This is a genomic window from Pyxidicoccus sp. MSG2, from assembly GCF_026626705.1.
In the GTDB taxonomy this organism is placed as follows: domain Bacteria; phylum Myxococcota; class Myxococcia; order Myxococcales; family Myxococcaceae; genus Myxococcus.
This window is the reverse complement of the sequence record NZ_JAPNKC010000001.1, coordinates 9,105,055-9,130,297: the sequence shown is the minus strand read 5'-3', so window position 1 is coordinate 9,130,297 and position 25,243 is coordinate 9,105,055. Positions and strand designations below refer to the sequence as shown.

At 68.5% G+C, this 25,243-nt stretch carries 20 protein-coding genes and 1 pseudogene; 5 read left to right on the top strand and 16 right to left on the bottom strand.

Annotated features, from left to right (window positions below; translation table 11 throughout):
* Positions 1–18 precede the first annotated feature (18 nt).
* Positions 19–1,953, bottom strand: coding sequence for an alpha-amylase family glycosyl hydrolase (locus OV427_RS35800; protein WP_267860711.1), 1,935 nt, complete (start codon positions 1,951–1,953; stop codon positions 19–21).
* Between the two features lie 238 nt (positions 1,954–2,191).
* Here OV427_RS35800 and OV427_RS35795 point away from each other — a divergent pair, with 238 nt between their 5' ends.
* On the top strand, positions 2,192–3,811 hold the full coding sequence (locus OV427_RS35795; RefSeq protein WP_267860710.1) for a bifunctional metallophosphatase/5'-nucleotidase: 1,620 nt from the start codon (positions 2,192–2,194) through the stop codon (positions 3,809–3,811).
* A 3-nt stretch (positions 3,812–3,814) separates the two neighbouring features.
* Here the strand turns inward: OV427_RS35795 and OV427_RS35790 are convergent, their stop codons facing one another.
* Genes OV427_RS35790 through OV427_RS35780 form a run of 3 tightly spaced genes read right to left on the bottom strand, consistent with a single transcriptional unit; the run spans position 3,815 to position 8,150 of the window.
* Complete coding sequence (locus tag OV427_RS35790; protein WP_267860709.1) at positions 3,815–4,588, bottom strand: YdcF family protein; 774 nt, start codon at positions 4,586–4,588, stop codon at positions 3,815–3,817.
* Positions 4,589–4,597: 9 nt separating this feature from the next.
* Positions 4,598–7,255 (bottom strand): protein kinase domain-containing protein, encoded by a 2,658-nt coding sequence (locus OV427_RS35785; protein ID WP_267860708.1) that lies wholly within the window; start codon positions 7,253–7,255, stop codon positions 4,598–4,600.
* A gap of 49 nt (positions 7,256–7,304) precedes the next feature.
* Complete coding sequence (locus tag OV427_RS35780; protein WP_267860707.1) at positions 7,305–8,150, bottom strand: NAD(+)/NADH kinase; 846 nt, start codon at positions 8,148–8,150, stop codon at positions 7,305–7,307.
* 114 nt (positions 8,151–8,264) lie between these two features.
* Between OV427_RS35780 and OV427_RS35775 the strand changes: the two genes are divergently transcribed.
* A complete protein-coding gene (locus OV427_RS35775) occupies positions 8,265–9,602 on the top strand; it encodes a replication-associated recombination protein A (protein WP_267860706.1) in 1,338 nt (445 codons plus the stop codon).
* A 1-nt stretch (position 9,603) separates the two neighbouring features.
* Here the strand turns inward: OV427_RS35775 and OV427_RS35770 are convergent, their stop codons facing one another.
* From OV427_RS35770 to OV427_RS35760, 3 genes are all read right to left on the bottom strand, one after another.
* Positions 9,604–11,061: a sigma-54-dependent transcriptional regulator gene (locus OV427_RS35770; protein ID WP_267860705.1), complete on the bottom strand. Its 1,458-nt coding sequence runs from the start codon at positions 11,059–11,061 to the stop codon at positions 9,604–9,606.
* Positions 11,058–12,638 carry an ATP-binding protein gene (locus OV427_RS35765; RefSeq protein WP_267860704.1) on the bottom strand — a complete coding sequence of 527 codons (1,581 nt, stop codon included), beginning with the start codon at positions 12,636–12,638 and terminating at the stop codon, positions 11,058–11,060. The genes OV427_RS35770 and OV427_RS35765 overlap by 4 nt, the downstream gene beginning before the upstream one ends.
* 182 nt (positions 12,639–12,820) lie before the next feature.
* A complete protein-coding gene (locus tag OV427_RS35760) occupies positions 12,821–13,753 on the bottom strand; it encodes a diguanylate cyclase (protein WP_267860703.1) in 933 nt (310 codons plus the stop codon).
* 132 nt (positions 13,754–13,885) lie between these two features.
* Between OV427_RS35760 and OV427_RS35755 the strand changes: the two genes are divergently transcribed.
* Both OV427_RS35755 and OV427_RS35750 read left to right on the top strand, forming a co-directional pair.
* Positions 13,886–14,680 (top strand): glycosyltransferase family 2 protein, encoded by a 795-nt coding sequence (locus OV427_RS35755; protein WP_267860702.1) that lies wholly within the window; start codon positions 13,886–13,888, stop codon positions 14,678–14,680.
* An 11-nt stretch (positions 14,681–14,691) separates the two neighbouring features.
* Positions 14,692–15,540: a carbohydrate deacetylase gene (locus OV427_RS35750; protein WP_267860701.1), complete on the top strand. Its 849-nt coding sequence runs from the start codon at positions 14,692–14,694 to the stop codon at positions 15,538–15,540.
* Between the two features lie 11 nt (positions 15,541–15,551).
* Here the strand turns inward: OV427_RS35750 and OV427_RS35745 are convergent, their stop codons facing one another.
* The 8 genes and pseudogenes from OV427_RS35745 to OV427_RS35715 all read right to left on the bottom strand — a co-directional run bounded on the left by OV427_RS35745 (position 15,552) and on the right by OV427_RS35715 (position 23,611).
* On the bottom strand, positions 15,552–16,223 hold the full coding sequence (locus OV427_RS35745) for a class I SAM-dependent methyltransferase (RefSeq protein WP_267860700.1): 672 nt from the start codon (positions 16,221–16,223) through the stop codon (positions 15,552–15,554).
* Complete coding sequence (locus tag OV427_RS35740) at positions 16,220–17,353, bottom strand: mannosyltransferase family protein (RefSeq protein WP_267860699.1); 1,134 nt, start codon at positions 17,351–17,353, stop codon at positions 16,220–16,222. Before OV427_RS35740 ends, OV427_RS35745 begins: the two co-directional genes overlap by 4 nt.
* A 94-nt stretch (positions 17,354–17,447) precedes the next feature.
* The gene (locus OV427_RS50890; RefSeq protein ID WP_420718378.1) at positions 17,448–17,789 is read right to left on the bottom strand and encodes a 3-hydroxyacyl-CoA dehydrogenase family protein; all 342 of its coding nucleotides are present in this window, start codon (positions 17,787–17,789) and stop codon (positions 17,448–17,450) included.
* Between the two features lie 81 nt (positions 17,790–17,870).
* A pseudogene (locus OV427_RS35735) lies at positions 17,871–19,687 on the bottom strand (3-hydroxyacyl-CoA dehydrogenase NAD-binding domain-containing protein); the annotation flags it as partial.
* Positions 19,687–20,988: an acetyl-CoA C-acyltransferase FadI gene (gene fadI / locus OV427_RS35730; RefSeq protein WP_267860698.1), complete on the bottom strand. Its 1,302-nt coding sequence runs from the start codon at positions 20,986–20,988 to the stop codon at positions 19,687–19,689. The gene fadI and the pseudogene OV427_RS35735, both read right to left, overlap by 1 nt.
* A gap of 153 nt (positions 20,989–21,141) precedes the next feature.
* Positions 21,142–21,717 carry a hypothetical protein gene (locus OV427_RS35725; protein ID WP_267860697.1) on the bottom strand — a complete coding sequence of 192 codons (576 nt, stop codon included), beginning with the start codon at positions 21,715–21,717 and terminating at the stop codon, positions 21,142–21,144.
* A 12-nt stretch (positions 21,718–21,729) separates the two neighbouring features.
* The gene (locus OV427_RS35720; RefSeq protein WP_267860696.1) at positions 21,730–22,236 is read right to left on the bottom strand and encodes a hypothetical protein; all 507 of its coding nucleotides are present in this window, start codon (positions 22,234–22,236) and stop codon (positions 21,730–21,732) included.
* Positions 22,237–22,372: 136 nt separating this feature from the next.
* The gene (locus OV427_RS35715) at positions 22,373–23,611 is read right to left on the bottom strand and encodes a radical SAM/SPASM domain-containing protein (RefSeq protein WP_267863524.1); all 1,239 of its coding nucleotides are present in this window, start codon (positions 23,609–23,611) and stop codon (positions 22,373–22,375) included.
* A gap of 179 nt (positions 23,612–23,790) precedes the next feature.
* On the opposite strand from OV427_RS35715, the gene OV427_RS35710 reads away from it, so the two are divergent.
* A complete protein-coding gene (locus OV427_RS35710; protein ID WP_267860695.1) occupies positions 23,791–24,150 on the top strand; it encodes a hypothetical protein in 360 nt (119 codons plus the stop codon).
* Positions 24,151–24,154: 4 nt separating this feature from the next.
* Here the strand turns inward: OV427_RS35710 and hemE are convergent, their stop codons facing one another.
* On the bottom strand, positions 24,155–25,201 hold the full coding sequence (hemE, locus tag OV427_RS35705; protein ID WP_267860694.1) for a uroporphyrinogen decarboxylase: 1,047 nt from the start codon (positions 25,199–25,201) through the stop codon (positions 24,155–24,157).
* Positions 25,202–25,243 lie beyond the last annotated feature (42 nt).

Genomic DNA, 25,243 nt, shown 5'->3' with positions numbered 1-25,243 from the left:
CTGCTCCACCGTCACGCGTTACTGCGAGAAGATGACCAGCGAGTAGGGGCCAAGGGCGATGTTGGCGCTGTTGGGCAGGCCATCCTTGGCGCTGCCGTTGGCGTTGGTGTCCACCGTCGCCGTGTTGCCGAAGTCGGACGAGTACCCGTTCCAGTCGCTGTTGAAGCGCGCGTACCAGAGGCCCCCGCGCGGGAAGCCGACGTTGTAGTTCTGGAACCAGGTGCCGCTGAAGTTGGCGACGATGACCACGTCATCGCCCGGGCCACCGTTCTCCCAGCGGTGGTAGGCAATCACCTTGCCGGTGTTGTTGACGTGGTAGACGTTCACGTTGCCGCCGCGCAGGCCGCGGGTGTTGTTGAACCAGTTGCGGCGCAGGCGGATCATGTCGCGGTACATCGTCTTGATGCCGCCGTAGGAGTTCAGCTTGTTCCAGTCCACCGGGTCGCCGTCGGAGAAGTAGCCGTCCTCCAGAATCTCCTGGCCCTGGAACATGAGGGGGATGCCGGGCGAGGTGAAGGCGATGCCCGCCGCCAGCGTGGAGCGCTTCTTCGCCGCCCAGCTGCCCGCCTGCCCCGGCCAGATCTCCTCCGGCACTCGGGCGTGGCCGTTGGCGACCTCGTCGTGGCTCTCCGTGTAGATGATGCGCGCGGTGTGCCGCCCGCTGAAGCCCTGGGTGATGGCGTTCTTCACCGCGTTCATGTCGCGGTTGCTGTCGTTCATCTCGATGACGGCCTGGCGGACCGGGTGCACGAACTCGCCCGCCCACTGCGCGTCGAAGCTGCCGCCACCCGAGTCGTCGGACGTGGAGTCATTGGTGATGGAGTCACCCGCGCCGAAGTCCTCGGCGATGCTGATCTTCCAGGGCTGCGTCGCGTTGATTTCGCGGTTGATGGAGCGGAACACCTTCCAGGCATCCGGAATGCCGTTGGCGTCATTGCCGTCCGAGGTGCGCATGAACTTGGTGGCGTCCCAGCGCAGGCCGTCGGCGCGGTAGGCGTTCGTCAGGCTCATCATCGAGTCGCGGATGTACGCACGGACCTCGGGGCGGCCGTAGTCCGGACGCGTGCTGCCCCACGGCGTGTTCTTGCGCCAGTCGTTGTAGAAGTACTCGCCACCCGAGCCCAGGCAGTCGCCGCTGAAGCACCACATGGGCAGGTCGCTCGGGCCGTAGTGGTTGTGCACCACGTCGAAGATGACGCCGATGCCGCGGTAGTGCGCCTCGTCCACGAAGCGCTTCATGTCGTTGGGGCTGCCGTACGCGCTCTCCGGCGCGAAGGGATAGGCCGCGTTGTAGCCCCAGGAGAAGTCACCGGCGAACTCGTACGGCGGCATGACTTCAATCATGTTGATGCCCAGGTCGCGCAGGTAGTCGAGCTTCGCAATCGCGCTGGTCCAGTTGCCCGGGCCGCCACCGGGCGAGTCGTAGAACGTACCGACGTGCATCTCGTAGATGACCATCTGGTTGAAGGCGGGGGTGCTGAACTGCTGCGAGTTCCAGAAGTACTCGCTCTGGTTGTAGATGATGCTCGCGCCGGATGAGTTCTCCTGCCACGCCGAGCGAGGGTCCGCGTGCTCCGCGTCGCCGCCCCATGCGTTGCGCGTGACGTACTTGTACTTGTGGCCCGGCCTCCCAGCGGCCACGTCACCGGACCAGTTGCCGTTCCAGGTGCCGTTGACGAACTCCTTGCTCAGCTCGAGGAGGCCCCAACTGCTGAAATCGCCCTTCACCCAGACCTTCTGCGCCAGGGGCGCCCAGGTGCGGAACGTGGTGCCGGCAATCGCGTTGTTCACCCAGTAGACGGAGGCGCCCATGCCGGGGCGCGTCGAAGCGGCGAGCTGCTGGACGACCTGCGCTGTCTCCGGACTGGAGCGCTGCTGCGTCTCGAGCGCCGGTTCGCCACAGCCCAGCAAGCCGGCCAGTAGCAGTGCACTCCACCTGATGCGGTCCCGCATGATGACGACCTCCCTTGGTTACCGGGCGTCCTAGCAATCGCCGTGAAGTCTCGGCAAATGCGGGAAGTCGCTTTCCTGTAACTTTCCACGATGACGCGCCGCATCAATCGTTGCCGTCACTTCACCGCGTTGCGCTTGTCTCGCACGCGGGGTGAAGGCGGGGGTGCTCGCGTTCGAAAGCCGACTGCGCTACTCCCGGCGGACTGCGCGGCGCCCGGGGGCGCCCCCTGGAGACGAGATGACCAAGACGACAGCGCCGGCCCGACGCGGGGCCATGCTCCTGCCGCTCGCGTTGGCCATGGTGCTGGCCGCGGGCCGTGCCTCGGGGGCGCAGCCCTCCGCGCCGGCCGCCCCTGCCTCGCGGAAGGTGACGCTGCTCCACCTGGCGGACGTGTACCAGGTGCAACCGGTGGAGGAGGGACGCCGGGGCGGGCTGGCGCGGGTGGCCACGCTGCGCAAGCAGGTGCTGAAGGAGACGCCGGACGTGCTGACGGTGCTGGGCGGCGACACGCTCTCTCCGTCCGTGGAGTCGCTCCTGGTGGTGGACGGCAAGGCGCTCAAGGGCCGGCAGATGATTGATGCGTGGAACGCGCTCGGCCTGGACTACGCGGTGCTGGGCAACCACGAGTTCGACTTCGGCGACGAGACGCTGCGCGAGCGCATCCAGGAGTCGCGCTTCACCTGGCTGGGCGCCAACGTGACGGACGCGAAGACGGGCGAGCTGTTCGCGGGCGTGAAGGCGTACGACGTGCGCGAGGTGGGCGGCATCAAGCTGGGCCTGTTCGGCGTGGTGGTGACCGAGACGAAGACGACCTCCAAGGCCGGGCCGGATACGAACTTCGGGGACTCCTGCGAGGCGTCGCGGGCCGCGGTGACGAAGCTGCGCGAGGCGGGCGCCAGCGTGGTGGTGGGGCTGACGCACCTGACGCTGGAGCAGGACCGCGCGCTCGCGAAGTGCGTGAAGGTGGATGCCATCCTCGGCGGGCATGACCACGTGGGCGCGGAGGACCGCACCACCGGGACGCCCATCTTCAAGGTGCCCGCGGACGCGGTGGAGCTGGGCCGGCTCACGCTGGACGTGGATGCGACGACGGGCGTGCTGCGCAAGGCCACGTGGAAGCGGATGCCCGTCACGCGCAAGGTGCCGGAGGACGCGGAGTTCAACGCGGCCATGAAGGCCTACGAGCCGCTCTTCGCCCGGCTCTCGGAGCGCGTGGGCCGCACGCCGGTGGCGCTGGAGGCGCGCGCCTCGGAGGTTCGCACGCGCGAGACGAACCTGGGCTCCTTCGTCGCGGATGCCTTCCGCGCGGCGTCCGGCGCGGACGTGGCCCTGGTGAATGGAGGCGCCCTGCGCGCGGACGCGGTGCTGCCGGCGGGCGTGGTGACGCGGCGCGAATTGCACGCCATCCTCCCGTACGAGGACGCGCTGGTGGTGGTGGAGGTGAAGGGGGCCACGCTGAAGGCGGCGTTGGAGAACGGCGTCAGCCTGAGCCGCGAGGACGCGAAGCCCGGCCGCTTCCTTCAGGTCTCCGGCCTGCGCTTCACGTACGACCCGGCCCGCCCCGCGGGAGCGCGCGTGGTGGACGTGAAGGTGGGCGGCAAGCCGCTGGACGCGGAAGGCACGTACCGGCTCGCCACGCTGAGCTTCCTCGCCAGCGGCAAGGACGGCTACGAGATGCTGAAGGGCCAGCCCACCACCCCCGCGATGAAGGACGGGCGCACCCCGCTGGACGTGCTGGCCGAGGCGTTCCGCACCGGCAGGCCCGCGCCGCGCGCAAAGGGAGATGGCCGGATTGCCCGCGTTGGCACAAGCACACCGACGAAGGACGCTCGCCGGCCGGCGCAGCCGGGCAAGTAGCGCTCAGCGTACCGTCCACCCGCGCCGCGCGTAGACGACGCGCCCCGCCAGCTCGCGCAGCGCGTCCGTGCTCTGGTTGAGGTTGCCCGCGCGGGGCAGCCAGCTCATCCGCCGCAGGGGCGTGGACGACGTGCGGATGTCCACCGGCAGCGTGTCCGGCCGCAGGCCCACCGCCGCGAAGCAGCCGGCCGCACGCGGCATGTGCGCGGCGCTCGTCACCAGGAGCAGCGTCTTCCACCCCTGCTCGCGGATGATGCGCTCGGACCCCACCGCGTTCTCCCGCGTGTTGCGGCTGCGGCCCTCAGTGAAGATGCGCTCCGAGGGAATGCCCCACGCCTGGAGCTGCTTCGACAGCACGTCCGCCTCCACCACCGCCTGGGGCCTCGGGTCCAGCGAGCCTCCGGAGATGAGCACCCTTCGCGCCCGCCCCTCGAGCAGGAGCTCGAAGCCGCGCAGCAGGCGCTCGGGGGCGGCGTTGTACTCGGGCCGACCGGAGCGCTCGGTGGCCACGGGGTCCAACCCGCCGCCCAGGACGATGACGGCGTCATACGTCACGTCGGGACGGAAGGTGGACACGGCGCCAGCCTCCGTCGCCCGCATCAGCGCCGACGACACCGGCTCCGTGGAGAAGGCGTAGAGCATCAGGAGCCCCAGCGCGGTGAGCAGCCTCGCCACGCGCACGCGCCTGCGCAGCAGCGCCCCGGCCAGCAGGAACAGCAGCGCCCAGGTCAGCGGCGCCAGGAAGAGGTCGAGCACCTTCGACAGGAAGAGGAACATCGTGGAGCGCTACCGCTGGCGGCTCTTCAACATGCCAGCAACGAACTTGAGAGCCTCGGAGGCCCCCGTTCCGGAGGGTTCCAGTTGCAGATAGCGCGAGTAGCTCTTCTCCGCCAACTCAATGTCTCCAAGACGGCTGCTCACCCGCCCCAACTCCAGATGACACCAATGCGAATACGGCTTCCAGCTCACACATTCCATGAACTGCTGCTGCGCCGCACGCAACTGATTGCGGCGAATCAAGTCCCGCCCTTGCTGCAAGGGCGTCCACTCACGAGACACGGAGGAATCCTCCGCTGATGCAGCACCATCCGAAGGCACTTGAACATCGTCGACGACGTCAACCGTCACTTCCAACCTTGCCGTCGTCTCAGCACCTTTCCTGCGAGGCATTGCAAATTCCATCTGCTGAACGCCAGACACCTCATACCGCCCCGCCTCAAGACCCTGCACCAACTTCCAGGCCTCCCTGCCAGACACCCGGCCCCCGGGTGGCGTGATCATGATCAACTCCCCCTTGTCCTCACCGAGGTTCCTGACCTCTACGACATAGCGCCGCTCTTCGAGGAGATTGCGAATCAGCGCCTGCGAACTCGGGAGAGCCTCCTGCGAGTGCAGCTCCGCGTCGACTCCCAGCGAGACAGTCTCCCTGGTGACTTCATCTCGAACGTTGATCACGACGAACTCAGATCCACCCAGCCCATCACCGGAGTTCTCCAGGAAGAAGAAATAGACCACCTCTGCGGGCGGCAAGGCGCTCGGCTTGTCGGTGAGAACCTGGGCGACCGAGGACTGAGGCAGGCCCACATCATCAGGCACCGCCATCAACAGGCGCTGTTCCATCAAATGATCTGGCACCTGATCGGATACGGGTAAGGCATTCCCCGTCCTGGCTATCCAGGCCGTGTAGGTGTGCTTGGGGTCGAGCACCATCCACCTCGCACGCGCCTTCGGTCGCGAAGGCTTCTTCCCCTCTTCCAAAAGCATCCGCGCGGGAAGCGAATCGGTCATCTGGAAAGGAATTTCGGGGCCTCCCAAAGGCAGCATGCCATCCGCCCCCGGGACGGTCGAAGTAGGAACCTGCAAGTTCAGTGGCTCCAATCTCGCATCCACCGACTCATCGAGTTCCGTCGCCGCCAAGGTGCGAACCCAGGACTTCGTTCCACTGGCCACCAGGACCAGTCGTTGCGGCCCGCTCGGCAACCCGGACTCCACCGTCAAGGGCGTCGTCCCCTTCACGACTCCATCAATGACGACATATGCACCCGCCGGACTGGAATTGATGACCACGCGCCACAATGCGGCCGGCCGCATGTCCTTCAACCAGAACACCCCTATCACGACCAGGCCGACCACTCCCATGCAGATGCCCAATACCCGCAGAGCGCTTGCACCTCCTCCCATGGATGCCGGAGCTGGGACGGAGCTGTTCAAGCGTGAGGAGTCCCCAGTGCCTCCTTCGTGGGGAGGCGTTTGCGGCAACGGCTCCGGCAACCTCTCTGCATCTCGCGGAACTGGCCGGAGAACTTCCGCTCCGGGCTGACCGCCCTGCCGTTGTTGTGTCAGCGGACTTGGAAGTACGGACTCCATCTCCCATCGCTGTCGGCGTGGCGTCTCGAGACCCGCACCTTCTCTGGGCATCGGGAGAGGAGCGACAGCCATTCTCTCGCGCCACGCCTCCACCTGACGCAGAAGCTCCGCCGGGACACGCATGACCCTGCCCACGGAGGCGAGCTCCGTCTGGAAGAGCCACCCCATCAGATGCTTGCGCGTCGTCGAGCGAAAGAGTGGAGCTTCCAGTCCCATCCAGTCGGACAATGCTTGCTGTAGCGCCTCCGCGGTCGAAAACCGGACCCTGAGGTCGACCGCCAGCGCCTGATGGACAATCTCGACCAGCCGCGAGTCCAGCTTCTCATTGACGGTGCCCAGAGGCTTGATGCGGCCCTCCACGATGCACTGCATGACCTCGAGCTCGTTACCCTCCGTCGGACGACGGCCGCAGAGCATCTGGTAGAGCACCACGCCCACCGCATAGACGTCCGAGCGAGCGTCCAGTGCATGGCCGCGTGCCTGCTCCGGAGAGAAATAGGGATATTTGCCCTTCACCACGCCCGCGTCCGTCTCCTGACGTCCGACCATTCGGGCCTTGGCGATACCAAAGTCGGAAATCTTCACCTCCCCCTCGTAGCTGATCAGCACGTTGTCAGGAGAGATGTCACGATGTACCAACCCCAGGGGGCGCCCCTGCTCGTCCGCACGCTCATGAGCGTGGTGCAGTCCACGGCACATCTCGATGGCAATCCCTACCGCGAGCGGAGCCGGAAGCGACGGCAGGCCCTGCATCCGAGCCGTCTTCAGGACTCGCGACAATGGCTGCCCGTCCACCAACTCCATCGCGAGGAAATACTCGCCATCCACCTGCCCGAAGTCGAAGACCTGAACGATGTTGCCGTGGCTGAGTCCGATGGAGATGCGCGCCTCGTTGAGGAACATGGCGGCAAACTCGGGGTCTTCCGCGTAGTGGGCCAGGACCCTCTTGATGACGACGAACTTGCTGACGCCAGGCGCCGCCGTGTACCGAGCGCGAAAAACGACAGCCATGCCACCGGTGCCAAGCCGCTCCAGCAATTCATACTTGCCGAAAAGGGTCGCGGAAGCCTCGCTCATGTCGAGGAGACTAACACCGCAAGTCCTTCCTTCGCAGGCACGTGCCCCTTCAGCGCTCTCCCCAGTGCAGCTTCTGCCGGAGGATGGAGAAGTAGGCCACCCTCGGGTTGCGCACCAGGTTGACGCGGTTGGGCGAGCGCACCACCTCGATGCAGTCTCCGCCTTGCAGCCCGTGGCCCGTCTGCCCATCCAACGTGAGGTACGTGTCCGCCGTCTCGCTGCGCAGCGTGACGCGGATGACCCGATCCGCCGGCACGACGATGGAGCGCTGGGTGAGCGCGTGCGAGCAGATGGGCGACAGCACCGTGCAGTCCACCGACGGGTGGACGATGGGCCCGCCCGCGGACAGCGAGTACGCCGTGGAGCCGGTGGGCGTGGCGAGGATGACGCCGTCCGCCTTGTACGTCGTAATCGGCACCCCATCGATGGACGTCTCGTGGTCGGCGATGCGCGCCAGCGCGCCCTTGTTGATGACCACGTCGTTGAGGATTTCATCCTCGATGAGGGTGCGCCCCCCGCGAATGAGCCGGCAGGTGAGCTTCATCCGCGAGTCCACCTGGAAGCGCCCCGTCAGCACCCCGTCCAGGGTGGTGAAGAGCTCCTCCACGGGCACTTCCGTCATGAAGCCGAGGCTGCCCAGGTTGACGCCGAGGATGGGCACCCCGCGGCCTCCCAGCATCCGGGCCGCGTAGATGAGCGTACCGTCCCCGCCCAGCACCACCACCAGGTCCGCCTGGGCCGCCAGCTCCCGGTCTTCCACCCGCGGCCAGCCCAGCACATGCGCCAGGGAGCGGTCCCCGAGGATGGTCAGCTGCGGGTAGCGCTCGCGGATTTGAGCCGCGAGCGCGGCCGCCTCGGGCTTGTCCTTCTTCGCGACGATTGCCAGGGTCTGCACACGTGTGGGTTCTAGTCCAGGCGGGCGCCCGGGCGCTCCCCCGAAATGCCGGGGTGCCCGCCCGCCGACACAGGCTTCGGCACACAGGCCCCCCGGTCGCTATTTTCAGGGCCCATGGACCTCTTCGAACATGCCGGCCAGAAGGACCAGGCCAGCCAGGCCCCCCTGGCCGAGCGCATGCGCCCCCGCTCGCTCTCCGAGTTCGTGGGCCAGGAGCACGTCACCGGCGAGGGCCGCTTCCTGCGCCGCGCGATTGAGGCGGACAAGGTGCCCAGCCTCATCCTCTGGGGCCCGCCCGGCACCGGCAAGACGACGCTGGCGCAAATCGTCGCCCGCTCCACCGGCGCCGCCTTCGAGTCGGTGTCCGCCGTCCTCTCCGGCGTGAAGGACATCCGCGAGACGGTGGCCCGCGCGCAGGACCGCTGGAAGCTGCACGGGAAGCGCACCTTCCTCTTCGTGGACGAAATCCACCGCTTCAACAAGGCCCAGCAGGACGCGCTCCTGCCCCACGTGGAGAAGGGCACGCTGACGCTCATCGGCGCCACCACGGAGAACCCCTCCTTCGAGGTCAACGCCGCGCTCCTGTCCCGCTGCCGCGTCGTCACCCTGCGCGGGCTGGAGGAGGACGAGTTGATTCCCCTGCTCCGCCGCGCCCTGGCGGACGAGCGCGGCCTGGGCGGGCGCGTGACGGTGGACGACGAGGCCCTGGACTTCCTCGCCAGCACGGCCGGCGGCGACGCGCGAAAGGCCCTCACCGCGCTGGAGGTGGCCGCGGCCCATGGTGGCACACACGTGGACCGACAGTCCGCGGAAGAGGCCCTGCAGCAGAAGATGCTGCTCTACGACAAGGGCGGCGAGGAGCACTACAACGTCATCAGCGCCTTCATCAAATCCATGCGCGGCAGCGACGTGGACGCGGCGCTGTACTGGATGGTGCGGATGCTGGAGGCGGGGGAAGACCCGGTCTTCCTCCTCCGGCGCATGGTCATCTTCGCCTCGGAGGACATCGGCAACGCGGACCCGCGCGCGCTGGGCGTGGCGGTGGACGCGCTCAACGCCTTCCAGCTCATGGGCCTGCCCGAGGGCACCCTGCCCATGACGCAGGCCGTGACGTACCTGGCGCTGGCCCCCAAGGCGAACACGGTGATTACCGCGTACATGGCCGCGCGCGAGGCCGTGAAGACGGAAGGCGCGCTGCCGGTGCCCATGCACCTGCGCAACGCGCCCACGAAGCTGATGAAGTCACTGGGGTACGGGGGCGGCTACAAGTACCCCCACAACTTCGAGGGCAACTACGTCCCCGAGGACTACCTGCCGGAGGCCCTGCGCGCCCGCCGCTTCTACACCCCCACGCGCAACGGCGAGGAGGCGGAGCTGGCGGACCGCTACGAGGCCATCCAACGCCAGCTCGCGGAGCGAAAGCCGCCCCGCGAGCCGGGTGAAGAGGGCTGACTCAGGAAGCGACTTCCAGGGCCTCGGCCTCGTCGGCCTTGGGCTGGCGCGGCTTCATGGAGCGGCCGGCCACCTCGTACTGCTTGAGCAGGCGGCGGAAGTTGGAGCGGTCCACACCCGCCGCGCGAGCGGCGCTGGAGACGTTCTGGTTGTTCTTCTCCAGCAGCGCGGAGAGGTAGCGGCGCTCGAAGGCGCGCATCGCCAGGCGCTTGGCCTGGGCGTACGGCAGGTGCGCCAGGCTGAACACCTCCACCGTCGAGTCGGCCTGCGGCGCGGCCTGGAAGCCGGGCGGCAGGTCCTCCACGTCGATGATGTCGTTGGCCGTCAGCACCACCGCGCGCTCGATGACGTTCTCCAGCTCGCGCACGTTGCCCGTCCACCGGTTGCAGGTGAGGGCCTCCATGGCGCGCGGGGAGATGCCCGTCACCTTCTTGTCCGCCTTGCCCGAGTACACCTTCAGGAAGTGGTGCGCGAGCAGCGGCACGTCCTCGGGGCGATCTCGCAGGGGCGGCAGATCAATGGTGATGACGTTCAGGCGGTAGAAGAGGTCCTCGCGGAACTTGCCCTGCTCCTTGGCGCGGGACAGGTCCACGTGGGTGGCGGCGATGACGCGCACGTCCACCTTGACGGGCTCGTTGGCGCCCACGCGCTTGACCTCGCCCTCCTGCAGCACGCGCAGCAGGCGGACCTGGGTGGCGGGAGGCACGTCGCCAATCTCGTCCAGGAAGATGGTGCCGCCGTCGGCTGCCTCGAAGAGGCCCTTCTTGTTGCCGGTGGCGCCGGTGAAGCTGCCCTTCACGTGGCCGAACAGCTCGCTCTCCAGCAGCGTCTCCGTGAGCGCCGAGCAGTTGACGGCGACGAAGGGCTTGTCCTTGCGCGAGCTGCGGTAGTGGATGGCGCGCGCCACCAATTCCTTGCCCGTGCCGCTCTCGCCCTGGATGAGGACGGTGGCCGTGGAGTGGCTCACCGTCTCCACCAGCTTGAAGACGGAGCGCATCTGCGTGGACTGGCCGATGAGGTCCTCGAACTGGCTGCGCGCGGTGAGCGCCTCCTCCAGCGCGCGGGTGCGGTCCTTGAGCGCCTTGCGCTCGGCCGCCTTGGCCACCGTGAGGCTCACCTCGTCGATGTTCTCGAAGGGCTTGGTGAGGTAGTCGTACGCGCCCGCCTTCACCGCCTCCACCGCCGTCTCCACGGTGGCGAAGGCCGTCATCATGATGACCTCCACGTCCGGGCGGTCCGCCTTGATTCCGCGGAGCAGGTCCATGCCGGACAGGTTGGGCATCTTGATGTCGAGGACGACCACGTCGATGGACGGGTCCTTGGCTGCCGTCAGGCCTTCCACCGCGTCGTCAATGGCCACCACCGGGTGGCCCTCGCGCTGGAGAATCTGCGTCACGGCCTTGAGGACGACCGAGTCATCATCAACGACGAGGACTTTGGCGCGCTTGACTGGAATCACGGCAACCTCTCGAGCTGCAGGGGGATGGGCAGGAAGACGGTGAAGCGGGAGCCCGCGTTGACCTGGGTGTCCACGTGGAAGCTGCCCCCGTGGTCCTGGACGATGCGGTAGGCGATGGACAGCCCCAGGCCGGTACCTTCACCGGGGGCCTTGGTCGTGAAGGAGGGCTCGAAGATGCGCGGCAGGTGGCGCTCTTCGATGCCGCTGCCGGTGTCGGCCACGGCGAAGTAGCAGCGGTCCCCCTCGCGGCCCGTCACCAGGGACAGGCGGCCTTCGGGAGCAGGCAGCGCCTGGAGGCCGTTCTGCAGCAGGTTGAGCACCACCTGCGCGAGCTGGCCGGGGTCGCCGTACACCTTGGGCAGCCCCTCCGTCAGCCCCAGCGACAGCTCCACCCGGGGCGTCGACTTGAGCTGCGCGCGGAAGAGCACCGCCGCGTCCTCCACGCACTTGGACAAGTCGAACAGCCGCCGGTCCTCCACGCGGCTGTGGCGGCTGAACTTGAGGAGGCTCTCGACAATCCGCTTGCAGCGCAGCGCGCTCTCTTCAATCAGCTTGAGCGACTCGAGGTCCGGCGCGGTGCGGCCCGCGTCGCGCGACATGAGCTGCGCGAAGGCGAGGATGCCGCCCAGCGGGTTGTTGATTTCGTGCGCCACACCGCCGGCGAGCTGGCCCACCGCGGCCATCTTCTCCGTCTCGATGAGGCGGCGCGTAATCGACTGCTCCTCGGTGACGTCCCGGTAGGTGCACACCACCCGGTCGTCGCCCGCCATCGGGTACGCGGACACCACGTAGGTGCGGCCGGACTGCTGCACCTCGCCGCGCGCGCCCTTGCCGCTCTCCACCGCCGCCGGCAGCGGGCAGCCCGTGCACGGCTCGTTGCGGCCGAAGAGGTAGCGGTAGCAGGCCGTCTCGGAGGGAATCTCTTCAATCTCGCGGCCGGCGACGCGGGCGTACGCGAGGTTGGCGCGGCGCACGGCGAAGTCGCGCGCGCGCACCACGCACAGCGGCGTCTCCATGCAGTCGAACGACAGCTCCCACTCGCGCTTGGCCTGGCTGAGCATGCGCGTGCGCTGGGCGACGCGCTCCTCCAGGTCCGCGTTGAGCAGCTTGAGCTCGGCGTTCTGCCCCTGCGTCATCTGGTGCAGCCGCTCGTTCTCCGTCTGGAGCGCGTACTGCTCGAAGGCGCTCTTCACCGTCAGCACCAGGTGGCTGTCGTTCCACGGCTTGGAGATGAAGCGGAAGATTTCCGAGCGGTTGATGGCCTCTTCAATCGCCTGCTGGTCCGCCTGGCCCGTCAGCATGATGCGCTGGGCGCGCGGCGCCTGCTGCTTCACCTGGGTGAGGAACTCCACCCCGTTCATCCCCGGCATCCGGAAGTCGGAGATGACGACCTCGGGGCGGAACTGCTCCAGCGTCCGCAGCCCCTGCTCGGCGTCCGTCGCCGTCTCGATGTCCCAGTCCCCCCGGCGCAGCACCCGGCGGATGGACTTGAGGATGTTCTCCTCGTCGTCCACCAGCAGCAGCCGCCCCCGGGGCGCTGCATCCTGCTTCGCGAGCTGTGCGGCTTGAGGACCCATGGATTCTTTCTGCCTCACGACAATTGCAATGGCCCTGCCAGAGGCCGTTGCACGGTAAACTCCTGGAATCACGAGATTTAACTCTCTCGTGACCCAAGAGTGCGTGAGTCAGAGTAGACCCTCCCCCACTAAACGGGTCAATATCTACCCAGAGTCTTTGACCCGGGTCCGCCGCCGGGCGACTAAGGGGGCGGAAACGGGGGGAGCTGGGCGTGCAGGCAGATGCGGTCTCTCCCCTCGTGCTTGGCCCGGTAGAGGGCCTCGTCGGCGGTGAGGAGGAGCTGCTCCGGGGAGAGGACGGAGCGGTGGGGGAAGCTGGAGACGCCGAGCGAGGCCGTCACGCGCAAGGTGCCCTCGGTGCCCAGGCGCAGGGCGCACAACTCGCGGCGCACGCGCTCCGCCACGGTGAGGGCCCCGGTGAGGTGGGTGCGAGGCAGCAGCACCGCGAACTCCTCCCCTCCGTAGCGGGCCACCAGGTCCGTCTCGCGCACGCCGCGCTGGAGCGCCGCGGCCACCTCGCGCAGCACCCCGTCTCCGGCTGTGTGGCCGAACTGGTCATTCACGTTCTTGAAGTGGTCCAGGTCCAGGAGGATGAGCGACAGCGCGTCGTCGTAGCGCTGGGCGCGGCGGAACTCCTCGCGCAGCCGCTCCTGGAAATGCCGGTGGTTGTGGACGCCCGTGAGGCCGTCCGTCGACGACAGCCGCTGCAGCTCGCCGACCTGCAAGGCGAGCGCCTCCATCCGGGCCTGCGTGGACAGGCACCGGTGCACCCGGGCGACCAATTCCTCGGGGTCCCATGGGTCAAGAACGACCTCAGCGCCCCTGCGGAGCGCCTCCAGCCAGAGGGTGCGCGGCTCCGGGGGGGCAAGCACCAGGACGGGCGTCCCCGGTCCACCTTCCGGAGGAATCAACCGGTCCAGGAGCGTGAGCAGCCCCGCGGCGTCCTCGCCCGGGCAGAGCACCACCAGGGCCGTACCCCGGGCCAGCCGGGGGACGTCCGGCCCGTGCGGTGTCAGCCGGAGCGCGAAGTCCTCCGGCCCCAGGGCTCGGGCCAGCCGGGGCAGCGTTGACTGCGAGTCATCCACCACGAGCAGGGTGTAGGGCCTGGAGGTCACAGTGTACCCGCAAATTGATACTCATACGGTATCACGACGGTAAGTCGGAGTGCGACCCCTCTCGTTGATTTGGCTGAGGTGCTCTGGTACCGAGCCCGTTCACTCCCGCACGTCTCTCCGTCGAGGTCCTTCGTGGGCAAGTACCCCAGTATCAGCCTCTTCTTTCCCGCATGGAACGAGGAGGACTACGTCGAGCGCGCCGTGAGTCGCGCCCTGGACGTACTTCCCAAGCTGACGGACGACTTCGAAATCATCATCGTCAACGACGCCTCCACGGACCGGACGCGCGAAATCTGCGAGGCGCTGGCGCAGAAGGTGCCCCAGTTGCGGGTCATCCACCACCCCGTGAATCTCAAGCTGGGCGGGGCGATGCGCACGGGGCTGGCGGCGTCGACGAAGGACATCGTCGTGTATTCGGACGTGGACCTGCCGTGGGACATGCGGGAGCTGGAGCGCTCGCTGCACCTGATGGAGTACCTGGAGGCGGACATGATCTGCGCCTTCCGGTTCGACCGCACGAGCGAGGGCCCCAAGCGCATCGTCTACTCGTTCGTCTACAACCTGCTCATCCGCGCGCTGTTCGACATCCAGATCAAGGACGTCAACTTCAGCTTCAAGGTGATGCACCGGCGGGTGCTGGAGTCCATGGAGCTGCACAGCCAGGGCTCGTTCATCGATGCCGAGCTGGTGGTGAAGGCCATCCGCAAGGGCTTCCGCGTGTTCCAGATGGGCGTGGACTACTTCCCGCGCACGCGCGGCATCTCCACGCTGGCCTCGCCTTCGGTCATCGTGAAGATGGTGAAGGAGCTGGTGCGGCTGTACCCGCAGACGCGCTCGCCGCAGCCTCCGGTGCAGCCGGTGCGGCTGCCGCCGTCGGTGCAGCAGCTCCACGCGGTGCCGCCCACGGGCCGCGCGGCGCGGGGCTGAGGACTTCGGACGTGGCGCGCTCCCTCACGCGCCTGGTGGTGAACGCGGACGACCTGGGGCTGCACCCCTCGCTGGACGCGGGCATCCTCCGGGCACACCGCGAAGGCATCGTCACCAGCGCCACCCTGCTGGCCATGGGCCCCACGGCGCCCGAGGCCGCCAATCACGCGCGGGAGCAGGGGCTGGCAGTGGGCCTGCACCTGGCGCTGTCCACCCGGCTGCCTCCGGCGGCGCCCGTGCATGCGGTGCCCTCGGTGGCGCCGGGCGGGCGGATGCGCGGGAGCTGGGCGGACTTCGCGAAGGCGTGGCTCGCCGGGGCCGTGCGGCGTGAAGAGGTGGAGGTGGAGCTGGCCGCGCAACTGAAGCGCGCGCGGGAGCTGGGCGTGGCGGTGGACCACCTGGACGGGCACCAGCACCTGCACCTGTTACCAGGGGTGCGCGGCGTGGTGGAGGCGCTGGCCGCGCGCGAGGGGCTGCCGCTGAGGTGGCCGGATGCGCTGCCGAGGACGCTGTGGCTGCGGGCACCGGGCCCCGCGCTGAAGGCGACGGTGCTGGCGGCGCTGGCGCGGGTACCGCCGTGGAGCACGCCAGGCGTGCGCCGGGTGAGCGCGGGCGGCGTGTTCGAGGCGGGCCGGCTGGATGAGCGCGCGCTGATGGACGCGCTGGATGCGCTGCCGGCGGGTGACTTCGAGATTGGCTGCCACCCCGGTGAAGGCGCGCCGCACGTGCCGGAGGACCCGGCGTGGCGCTATGGCTGGCAGGCGGAGCTGGACGCGCTCACGAGCCCGAGGGTGAAGGCCGTGCTGCGCGAGCGCGGCATCGAGCTGCACACCTACGGAAGCCTCGCCGCGGCCGCGTAGTCTCCCCTCCCCTACGGCAGCCACGCCTCCGCGACGTAGAGCACGTGCGGCGTGGTGTAGCCGCGGCCCAGGTCCACCACCTCGAGCACGCCGAAGCCCGCGTCCTTCAGCAACCGTGTCATCTCCGCGCGAGGCTTGAGCGCCATGCCGCCGCTGGCCTTCGTGCGCCCGAGCAGCGACACCATCACCCACTCCTGCAACAGCGCCTTGCGATGCTTCCAGGAGCCGTCGCCCTCCACTTCCTTCAGCAGGAAGCGCCCGCCGGGCTTGAGCAGCCCGTGCACGGTGCGCAGGAAGTCGGGCCACTTCGACTCGGGCAGCAGGTACAGCACGTCGCACACCACCGCCGCGTCGAAGTCCCCCGCCGTCTCGCTGGCGAACGTCTCCTCCACGGTGCCCTCCGCGAGCGTGACGTTGGGCAGCCCCACGAGCGCCTGCCGCGCCCACGCCACCTTGCGCGGGTCCGGGTCCACGCCCCGCACGATGCGGCGCGGGTCCGCCAGCGCCAGCAGCGCGGACAGCAACCCATGTCCACAGCCGATGTCCGCCACGGTGCCGCCGCCCGGAATCCGCGAGGCCACGGCCAAGAGCGGCGCGGACAACGCGCGCGCGTGGACGTGAAAGCGCTCAGCTGCGGGCAGCGAGGCGTAGAGGGAGAGGGCCTGCTCGAGGAGTGCGCTCATGAGATGTAATAATCGGCGCCAAAGGCCCACGAGAGAACGACCACGGAGATTGCGCCCACCGTGAGCGCGCCCCGCAGCAGCAGCGGCCGCTGGCGTAACAGCAGCGCGCCTGTGAGGAACACGGGGAACGAGGACAAGAGATACCGCCCCATACCCATGAAGTCTTTCGTGGACCACGCGGGCAGGCCGACAATCGCCAGCACGTAGACGGCGTAACCCCACCCCAGGAGCTTCCGCGTGGGCCACACCAGCGCCAGCGCGAGCAGCGTGAAGAAGGCATGCGCGGCCAGGCGGAACGCCTCACGCTTGTCCGTGGGATGGAGGATGACGCGCTCGAACCAGCTCACCTTCAGCCACGAGTGCCAGCCGGGCTGCTGGTCCCAACCGGGAGCGCCCTGCACCTTCACGAAGGCGAAGGGGTCTCCGAACTTGTGCCAGAGAAAGAGCATGTAGCAACCGAAGCCCAGCCCGGCGAGCACCGGGAGGAAGTCCACCGCGGTCCACTTCTCGCCGCGCGCGTGCTTCCACTCCAGCCGGCGCACCAGCAGGCCCACCACCACCGCGGGCGCCACCGGCCGCGCCGCCGTGGCCACCGCCGCCACCAGCACCGCCGGCAGCAGCAGCCCGCGCTCCAGCAACAGGAAGGCGGAAATCACCAGCAGGACGAACAGCGCGTCCGAGTACATGGCGCCGTAGAAATAGAAGGCGAACGGGTAGCAGGCCATCAAGAGGCCCGCTCGCAGCGCGGTGGCCTCGTCCGTGAACCGGCGCGCCCAGAGCGTGAAGAGAATCAGCGCCAGCGGGCCGCACAGCAGGGTGATGAGGACACCGGACTGGTACACGTCCGGCCCGAGCGTCTGCACGGCGCGGATGACCAGCGGATAGAGCGGGAAGAAGGCCACCGAGCTCTGCTGGCCCGGAGTGAACTGGTAGCCCTCCTGCGCAATGCGCATGTACCAGCTCGAGTCCCACGCCACCCAGCCCATGGTGACGTACTCGTCCACGCGGACGACGGGGTTCTGCTTGTTCTTGTGGAAGTAGCGATGAGCCCCCAGTCCGGCGGCGGCGCCGCACAGCACGACAGCGACGAGGGCGACGAGGGCGATGGTGCGGGACGCGGAGCGGGCCATGCGGCCGGCAGGCTTGGTCCAGAACGCCGCCCCGGTCAAGCCCGGGAGCCCGCGAAGACGCGGACTCCCGAGCCGGTGAAGCCTTCAGCGACGGTCAGCGCGGGTAGAACGTCTTGCCCGCCTTCACCATCTCCACGAGGTGCGGGGCGGGGGTGAAACGCTCCCCGAGCTTGTCGTGGTAGTGCTCCAGCTTGCGCAGCACCTCGGCGGGGCCGCGGCTGTCCACGTAGCGCAGCGGGCCGCCCAGGAACGGCGGGAAGCCCAGGCCGAAGATGGCGCCCACGTCGCCGTCGCGCGCGCTGCGGAGGATTCCCTCGCCCATGCAGCGCACGGCCTCGTTCACCATCTGCAGCACCAGCCGCTCCGCCATCTCCTCACGGTCGAAGGACTTGCGGTCCTTCCCATGCGGCAGCAGCGCGTAGATGGTCGGGTCCACCTCCTTCTTCTTCCCGTCCTCGTACAGGTAGAAGCCCTTCTGCGTCTTGCGGCCCAGGCGGCCGTCGGTGACGACGTTCTCCAGCGCCTTGGGTGCCGCCATGCGCTTGCCGAACGCGGCCTCCATGATGGGGCCCACCTTCTGCGCCACGTCGATGCCCACCTCGTCCAGGAGCGTAATCGGCCCACCGGGAAGCCGAAGTCCACGAGCGCCCTGTCCAGCTCCGCGATGTCCGCGCCCTCCGCCAGGAGGTACGCCGCCTCGTTCATGTACGGCGCGAGGATGCGCGAGGTGTAGAAGCCCGGCCCGTCGTTGACGACGATGACCGTCTTGCCCTGCTTGCGGCCCACCTCCACGCAGGTGGCCGTCACCCACTCGGCGGTGCCCGGGTGGGTGATGATCTCCAGCAGCGGCATCTTGTTCACCGGGCTGAAGTAGTGCATCCCGATGACCTGCGCCGGCCGGCGGCTGCCCTTCGCCAGGTCCGTAATCGGAATGCTGGAGGTGTTGGACGCGAAGATGCAGTGGTCTCCGGTGACGGCCTCCACCTCGGCGATGATGCGGTGCTTGAGCTTCAGGTCCTCGAACACCGCCTCGATGACGAGGTCCGCGGCCTTGAAGCCGCTGTAGTCCGTGCCCGCGGTGATGAGCGCCATCTTCGCCGCCGCCTCGCGCGGCGTCAGCGAGCGCTTCTTCGTGCGCTCATCCAGGATGGACTGCACCTGCTTCAGCGCGCGGCCCACGCCCGCGTCGTCCTTGTCCTTCACGCGCACGGGCACGCCCTGCAGCGCGCTGGCCACGTAGGCGATGCCGCCGCCCATGAGGCCGCCGCCCAGCACCGCCACCTTCTTCACCTCGCGCGGCTTCACGCTGGGGTTGGCGGTGCCGTTCTCCTTCTTCAGCGCCGTCGTCGCGAAGAAGATTTCCACCAGTCGCTTGGAGACGTCCGACACCACGAGCTCGCCGAACGCCTTCGCCTCGGCCTCCTGGCCCGCCTTGTGTCCGGACTCCAGGCCCGTGCGAATCACCTGGAGCGCCTTCTCCTGCGCCGGGTAGTGGCCGCGCGTCTTCTTCAGCAACTGCTTGCGCGCCTCGTCGAACACGAGCTTGCGGCCGAGCGGGTTGTCCTCCAGGGCGACTTCCGCCCACAGCTCCTTGTTGGCCAGTCCCTGGAAGAAGCCCGCCAGCCCCTTCGCCTTGCCGCCGGAGACCACGGACTTGAAGCCCTGGCCGCGCGTGCGCTCCACCTTCAGCGTGCCCTCGGCCAGCTCCTTCGCGCGCTGCACCGCGAGCTTGCGCAAGAGCGGCACCGGCACGACTTCATCCACCACGCCCAGCTTCTTCGCCTTGGAGGGCTTGAGGCTCTTGCCGGTGAGGATGAGGTCCAGCGCCGCCTGCACGCCGATGAGGGCGGGCAGCCGCTGGGTGCCGCCGGCGCCGGGAATCAGGCCCAGCTGCGTCTCCGGCAGCCCCAGCGACGTCTTGGGGCTGTCCGTGGCGATGCGGTAGTCACACGCCAGCGCCCACTCCAGGCCGCCGCCGAGACACGAGCCATGGATGGCCGCGACGACGGGCTTGGGGAAGGCGTCCAGCCGGTCGAAGCCCTCCTGGCCGTTGCGACTGATGGCGGTGGCCTCCTCCGCCGTCTTGAGGGTCTGCAGGAAATCAATCTTCGCCCCGGCGACGAAGTTGTCCTTCTTGCCGGAGATGAAGACCACGGCCTTCACCTCGGGTGCCCCCTCCGCGCGGGACATGAGGCGGGTGAAGGCCTCGCCCGTCTCGGGCGACAGCGTGTTCACGGGTGAGTCCGGCAGGTCATACGTGATGACGGCGACCCCGTCCTCCGCCTGGTAGTGGAAGCCCTGCTTCACCTCGAGTTCCTCAAGCTTGATGGCCATCACGCACGCTCCAGGACCACGGCGGCACCCAGGCCACCGGCGGCGCAGACGGTGCACAGCACCGTGTTCTTGTTCCGACGCTTCAGCTCGTTGAGGGCCTGGGTGACGATGCGCGCCCCCGTGGCCCCGAAGGGATGGCCGATGGCGATGGAGCCGCCCGTCACGTTGAGCCGCTCGCGGTCCACCTCACCCACCGGCGCGCTCCAGCCGGCCTTCTTCGCGAACTCCCTGGACGCCAGCGCCTGGAGGTTGCTCGCCACCTGCGCGGCGAACGCCTCGTGCATCTCCACCAGGTCGATGTCCGCCAGCGTGAGGCCCGCGCGCTTGAGGGCGGTGGGCACCGCGTACACGGGGCCCTGGAGGAGCTGGTCGCCCGGGTCCGTCGCGGCGTAGGCGTGCGCGCGCAGGTAGCCCAGCGGCTCATAGCCCAGGGCCTTCGCGCGCTCCTCGCTCATGAGCAGCAGCGCCGCGGCGCCGTCGGTGAGGGGCGAGGCGTTGCCGGCGGTAATCGTCCCGTACTTCCGGTCGAACACGGGCTTGAGCTGGCCGAGCGCCTCCACGCTGGTGTCGTCGCGAACGATGTTGTCCTTCGCGGCAATCTGCTCGTACTTCGGCGGCACGGCGACGTGCATGACCTCGTTGTCGAAGAGGCCGTCCTTCCACGCACGCGCGGCGTTGCGGTGCGAGTTGTAGGCGATGCGGTCCTGCTCCTCGCGGGAGATGCCGTTCTCCTTGGCCATCTTCTCCGCGCTCTCGCCCATCGTCAGGCCGGTGGAGTACTCGGCGATGGCGGGGGGCACGGGAATCAGGTCCTTGCCCTTGAGCTTCTGGAAGGGCTTGAGCTTCTCCGGCAGTGAGCGCCCCTTGGACGCGGCCACCAGCGCGTGGGCCAGCGGCCGGCTGGTGAAGATGGGGGCGTCCGACATGCACTCGGTGCCACCGGCGATGATGATGTCCGCCTCGCCCACGGCAATCGCGTTGGCGGCCGTCGTCATCGCCTGGATGGAGGTGGCGCAGGCGCGCGCCACGGTGAAGGCCTCAATCTTCTTCGGCAGTCCCGCGGCGATGACCACCTCGCGGGCAATGGACGGGGCCGTCAGCGTGGGGATGACCTGGCCGAAGACCACCTGGTCGATGGCGTTCGGGTCCAGCTCCGTCCGCTGGACGAGCTCCTGGACCACCATGCGGCCGAGGTCCAGCGCGGTGAGCCCGGAGAAGACCGAGCCCGCCTTCACGAACGGGGTCCGCAATCCGCGGACGATGGCCACCCTCGGGTGGCCCTTGCGCTTCTCGCTTGCCATGTGTGCCTCACCCTTCTGCGACGTCGAGTGAGGCGCATCTAACGGCCGACAATGCAGCGCGTCAATCGTCCATTGATTCTAGAGTCAACGGGTGAGCGGAAGGCGCTCCTGCCTGCCAGGTCGGATGCAGGGCGGGGAGGAGGGCCCCTCCATTCACTGCGTCGCGGGGCTTCCTGCCTCCTGCACACGGGACACGCGGAGCAGGAAGGTCTCCAGCGTTTGCAACACCTCCAATCGCCAGAGCGGTGACAGATCCGCGCGGGCGATGCGCTGTATCAGCGCCTCCGGAAAGGGGCCCTCTCCTGCCCCGGCGAACAGCTCGGTCAACACCGCACGCGGCTCGTAGCGGCCACGAATCCGCTCCTCGATTGACAACCTGCCCGGCAGAACCGCGCTCATGATGGCGTCGTCCCGGAAGAGCAGCACGGCCACGTTGGGAGGCACCAGGACCACCAGCCAGTCCTCCGGAGCACCGGCTTCACCCAGACGCCACTCCAGAAAGGCGCGCTGTTCCGCCAGAAGCCGCGGGCTCAGCGTCTCCGGACTGTTGATCATGGCCACAGGCTCGTGACGAAGGATGAGCAGCGTCCGCGCGGCCATGTGTGCCGACGTCCGGTTTTCCATCGGGTGCATCTGGATGACGCGCTCCCGCAGGACGGGGTGACACTGCACCAACCGCTCCAGGAGCGCGGACTCCAGCTTCCCCTCGGTCACGATGTACGTCCTCATGCCGTTTCCTCCTTACGAGAGCATCAGGTCTGCGAAGCCCTGCTCGATGGCGTGGCGCAGCTTGCGCTTCAGTCCCTCCCGGAGGGCTCCGCGCTCCATGGCCCAGGCAAGGTCCGTCCCATTCCACAACTGGACGTTCGGGGGCGGAAGCAGATGGGTCAGGCTGATGGCCGCATCTGATGCTTCGCCAAGCAGGAACACCGCACCCAAGGTCATCGTCGGGCGGCGAAGGAGCTGGGCCTTCATCTTGGCGATGACCGAGAAGTCGAGTGGCGTGCTCCAGGCCTTGGCCTCGACCAGGCACGCCAGCCCGTCGAAGTAGACCGCTCCGTCGATCTGCTCCAGCAACAGGCCGCCCCTGCGAACCTCGTAGGGCCAGGTCACCTCCGCACCTTCCAGCTGAAAGGCCCTCAGGATGAGGTACTCCAGCGCCTTTCCCGGAGGCCACCCTACCAGATTGTCTCCCGCATGGACAACCTGCCACATCCTCTGAATGCCCACAGCGTCGAGTGCCAGCATCCTTGCTCGGTACTCTGCCGCCTTCCCCGCCTCATCCATCCCGCCCCTCCGCCACGAACAGGCTGCCCGCAAGACTCCTACCTACCCGGCGGGTCTGACATGGATTGAACACGGGGTGATGGCGGGGGACCCTTCATCAAGCGGGCTTCGGCCAGCGCTTCGTCTTCACGTACTCGCGCGCAAGCTGGGGCTTGGGGTCCGGCGCGTCGAAGGGCTCCTCGACGATTTCATACAGACCGTTGTCGAACGGCCGGCCCGGCGCGGGCGCCTTCGGCACGAGCCGCTCCCGCGTCCCTTCCGCCGCGCGCGTCTTCGCGCGGAAGTGACAGTAGGGGTTGTTCCCCGGCCGGCCGAACAGCGCATGCGCCGTGAAGCTGCACCCCGCCATGCACGTCTCCGCGAAGGGGCACGTGCGGCAGAAGCCCCACAGGTCCTCCACCGTGCGCGTCCGCGTGAAGGCGAGCTGAGGCGTGTCCTTCCAGATGGTCTCCAGCGACTGCTCGCGCAGGTTGCCGCCCACGTAGTGCGCCGTCTGGAGCGAGGGGCAGCCCTTCACCGCGCCATTCGACTCGATGCCCATCACGTAGCGCCCCGCCTGACAGCCCCGCCAGTGGTCCCTCCCGCCCGCGTGCACCGAGCGCAGCAGCGCCTCCTCCGGCCCGAAGTAACCCAGGTTGTTGCCCGGCATCACCGTGATGCGGTCCTGCCGCGCCTGCTCCTTCAGCCGGGCGATGCGCGGCATCAGGTCCATCAAGTCCCACGGCTGCAGCAGCAGGTCCGGACGGTCCGCCGCGCGCCCGAGCGGCGCCGTAATCTGCACCTGCCACGCGCCAATGCCCTGCGCCCTCAAGTGCGCATAGAGCGCCTCCAGGTCTCCCTGGTTGAGCCGGTTGAGGTTGGTGTTGGCGGCGGTGCGCACGCCCACGGCCTTCAGATGCCCGAGGGCCGCGGTGGCGGAAGCGAAGCTGCCCCGGGCTGCGCGCATGATGTCGTGCGTGGGCTCCAGCCCGTCGATGCTCACCGAGGCCGCGTACAGGCCCGCGCGCGCCATCTCCGAGGCCAGCTCCGCGGTGACTCCGCGCCCGCCCGTCGTCAGGCCCGGACGAATTCCCGCGGCCTTCAACGCCTGGATGATGCGGAGGAACCCCGGGTGCAGGTACGCCTCCCCGCCGATGAGCACCACCTCCCGTGCGCGCATCGCCGCGAGCTGGGCCACCACCCCGAGCGCCTCCTCCGTGCCCAGCTCCCCCTCACGCGCGGTGCCGGCCCGAGAGCCACAGTGCGTGCAGGGCTGGTCGCACGCGAGGGTCAGCTCCCACACCACGTAGGCGGGGTGGTAGTCCGTGGGGCTCACGTCGATGCGCCGATTCACCATGCGCACGGAGCCTAATGGACGTGCCCCGGCGCGAGCACCCGCGACACCGCTGTCAGGTCCGTGCGGGAAGCGGTCCGCGAAGCACGGGTCCGTGCTCGGGACATCCGGCACTTACCTCGGGCACGAGCCCTGCAACGTCACCACCGTCCTCACACCCCACTCCGACAAGGATGCCCTCCGTGCCCGAGCTGTCCGGCTGTCCGTCCTGCCAGGGATTCAACCCGCCCACCGCCAAAGCGTGCCTGCACTGCCGCAACCCGCTCGACGGAGGGCCCACACGCCTGGCGCTGTCCTGGGTGGCCTCGCTGTGGACGCTCGCGGGGGCCAGCGCGGTCGGCCTCACGTTGATGGCCTGCTACGGCATGCCGCCGTGCGACGACGGCACGTTCGACTGCATCGAAGACCTGCCGCAGTGCGACCTGACGGATGGCGGCATGGATGCGGGCAGCCCGGACGGCGGAGGCATGAACTGCATTCCCGTGGATGCCGGCACCCAGAGTGATGCCGGCACCCTGGGTGATGCCGGCACCGGCGGCTGAGCCGCTACTTCCCCAGCGTCCCCTGCCTCAGTGCGACGCCGTGCTTGTGCACGGCGTCCACGAGGAACTTCGCCGAGTCCGGGTCCGTGGGCGGAAGGATGCCGTGGCCCAGGTTGAAGATGTGCCCCACGGGCCCGGCGCGCTGGAGGATGTCCCTCACGCGCCCATCCAGCTCCTCGCGCGGCAGGAACAGGTGCAGCGGGTCCAGGTTGCCCTGCACCGCCACGTCCGGGCCCAGCACCTTGCGGCCCTCGTCCATGGGCATCGTCCAGTCCAGCCCCACCACGTCCGCGCCCGTGCTCTTCAAGAGCGGCAGGTGCGTGGACATGCCGACGCCGAACACGATGACGGGCACGCCCGTCGCCTTCAGCTCGGACACCATCCGCTTCAGGTACGGGATGCAGAAGCGCTCGTAGTCCCACGGCGACAGCTCGCCGCCCCACGAGTCGAAAATCTGGACGATGCTCGCGCCCGCCTCGACCTGCATCTTGAGGTACGGAATCAGCGTGTCCGTGAGCTTCCCGAAGAGGCGGTGCGCCAGCTCGGGCTGCTCGAACATCAGCCGCTTGATGAGGATGTAGCTCTTCGAGCCGCCGCCCTCGACCATGTACGCGGCCAGCGTGAAGGGCGCGCCCGCGAAGCCGATGACGGGCACCGAGTCATTCAGCGCCGTGCGCGTGCGGCGGATGGCCTCGGCCACGAAGCCCGTGCCCTGCACCGGGTCCGGCACGCCGAGCTTGTCGATGTCCGCCGCGGTGCGCACCGGGGTGGGGAAGTGCGGCCCCTTGTCGCCCAGCTCCAACGTAATCCCCATGGCCTCCACGGGGATGAGGATGTCCGAGAAGATGATGGCCGCATCCACGCCCAGGCGTGTCACCGGCTGCACCGTCACCTCGGCCGCCAGGTCCGGGTGCTTGCAGAGGTCCAGGAAGGCGATGTTGCCGCGGATGGCCCGGTACTCGGGCAGGTAGCGGCCGGCCTGGCGCATCAGCCACACGGGCGTCGTGTCGGTGGGCTGGCGGCGCGCCGCGCGGAGGAGTCGGTCGTTCACTTCAGGCCTCGGTGTCGGCCCCGCTCATGGCGAGGGGGCAAG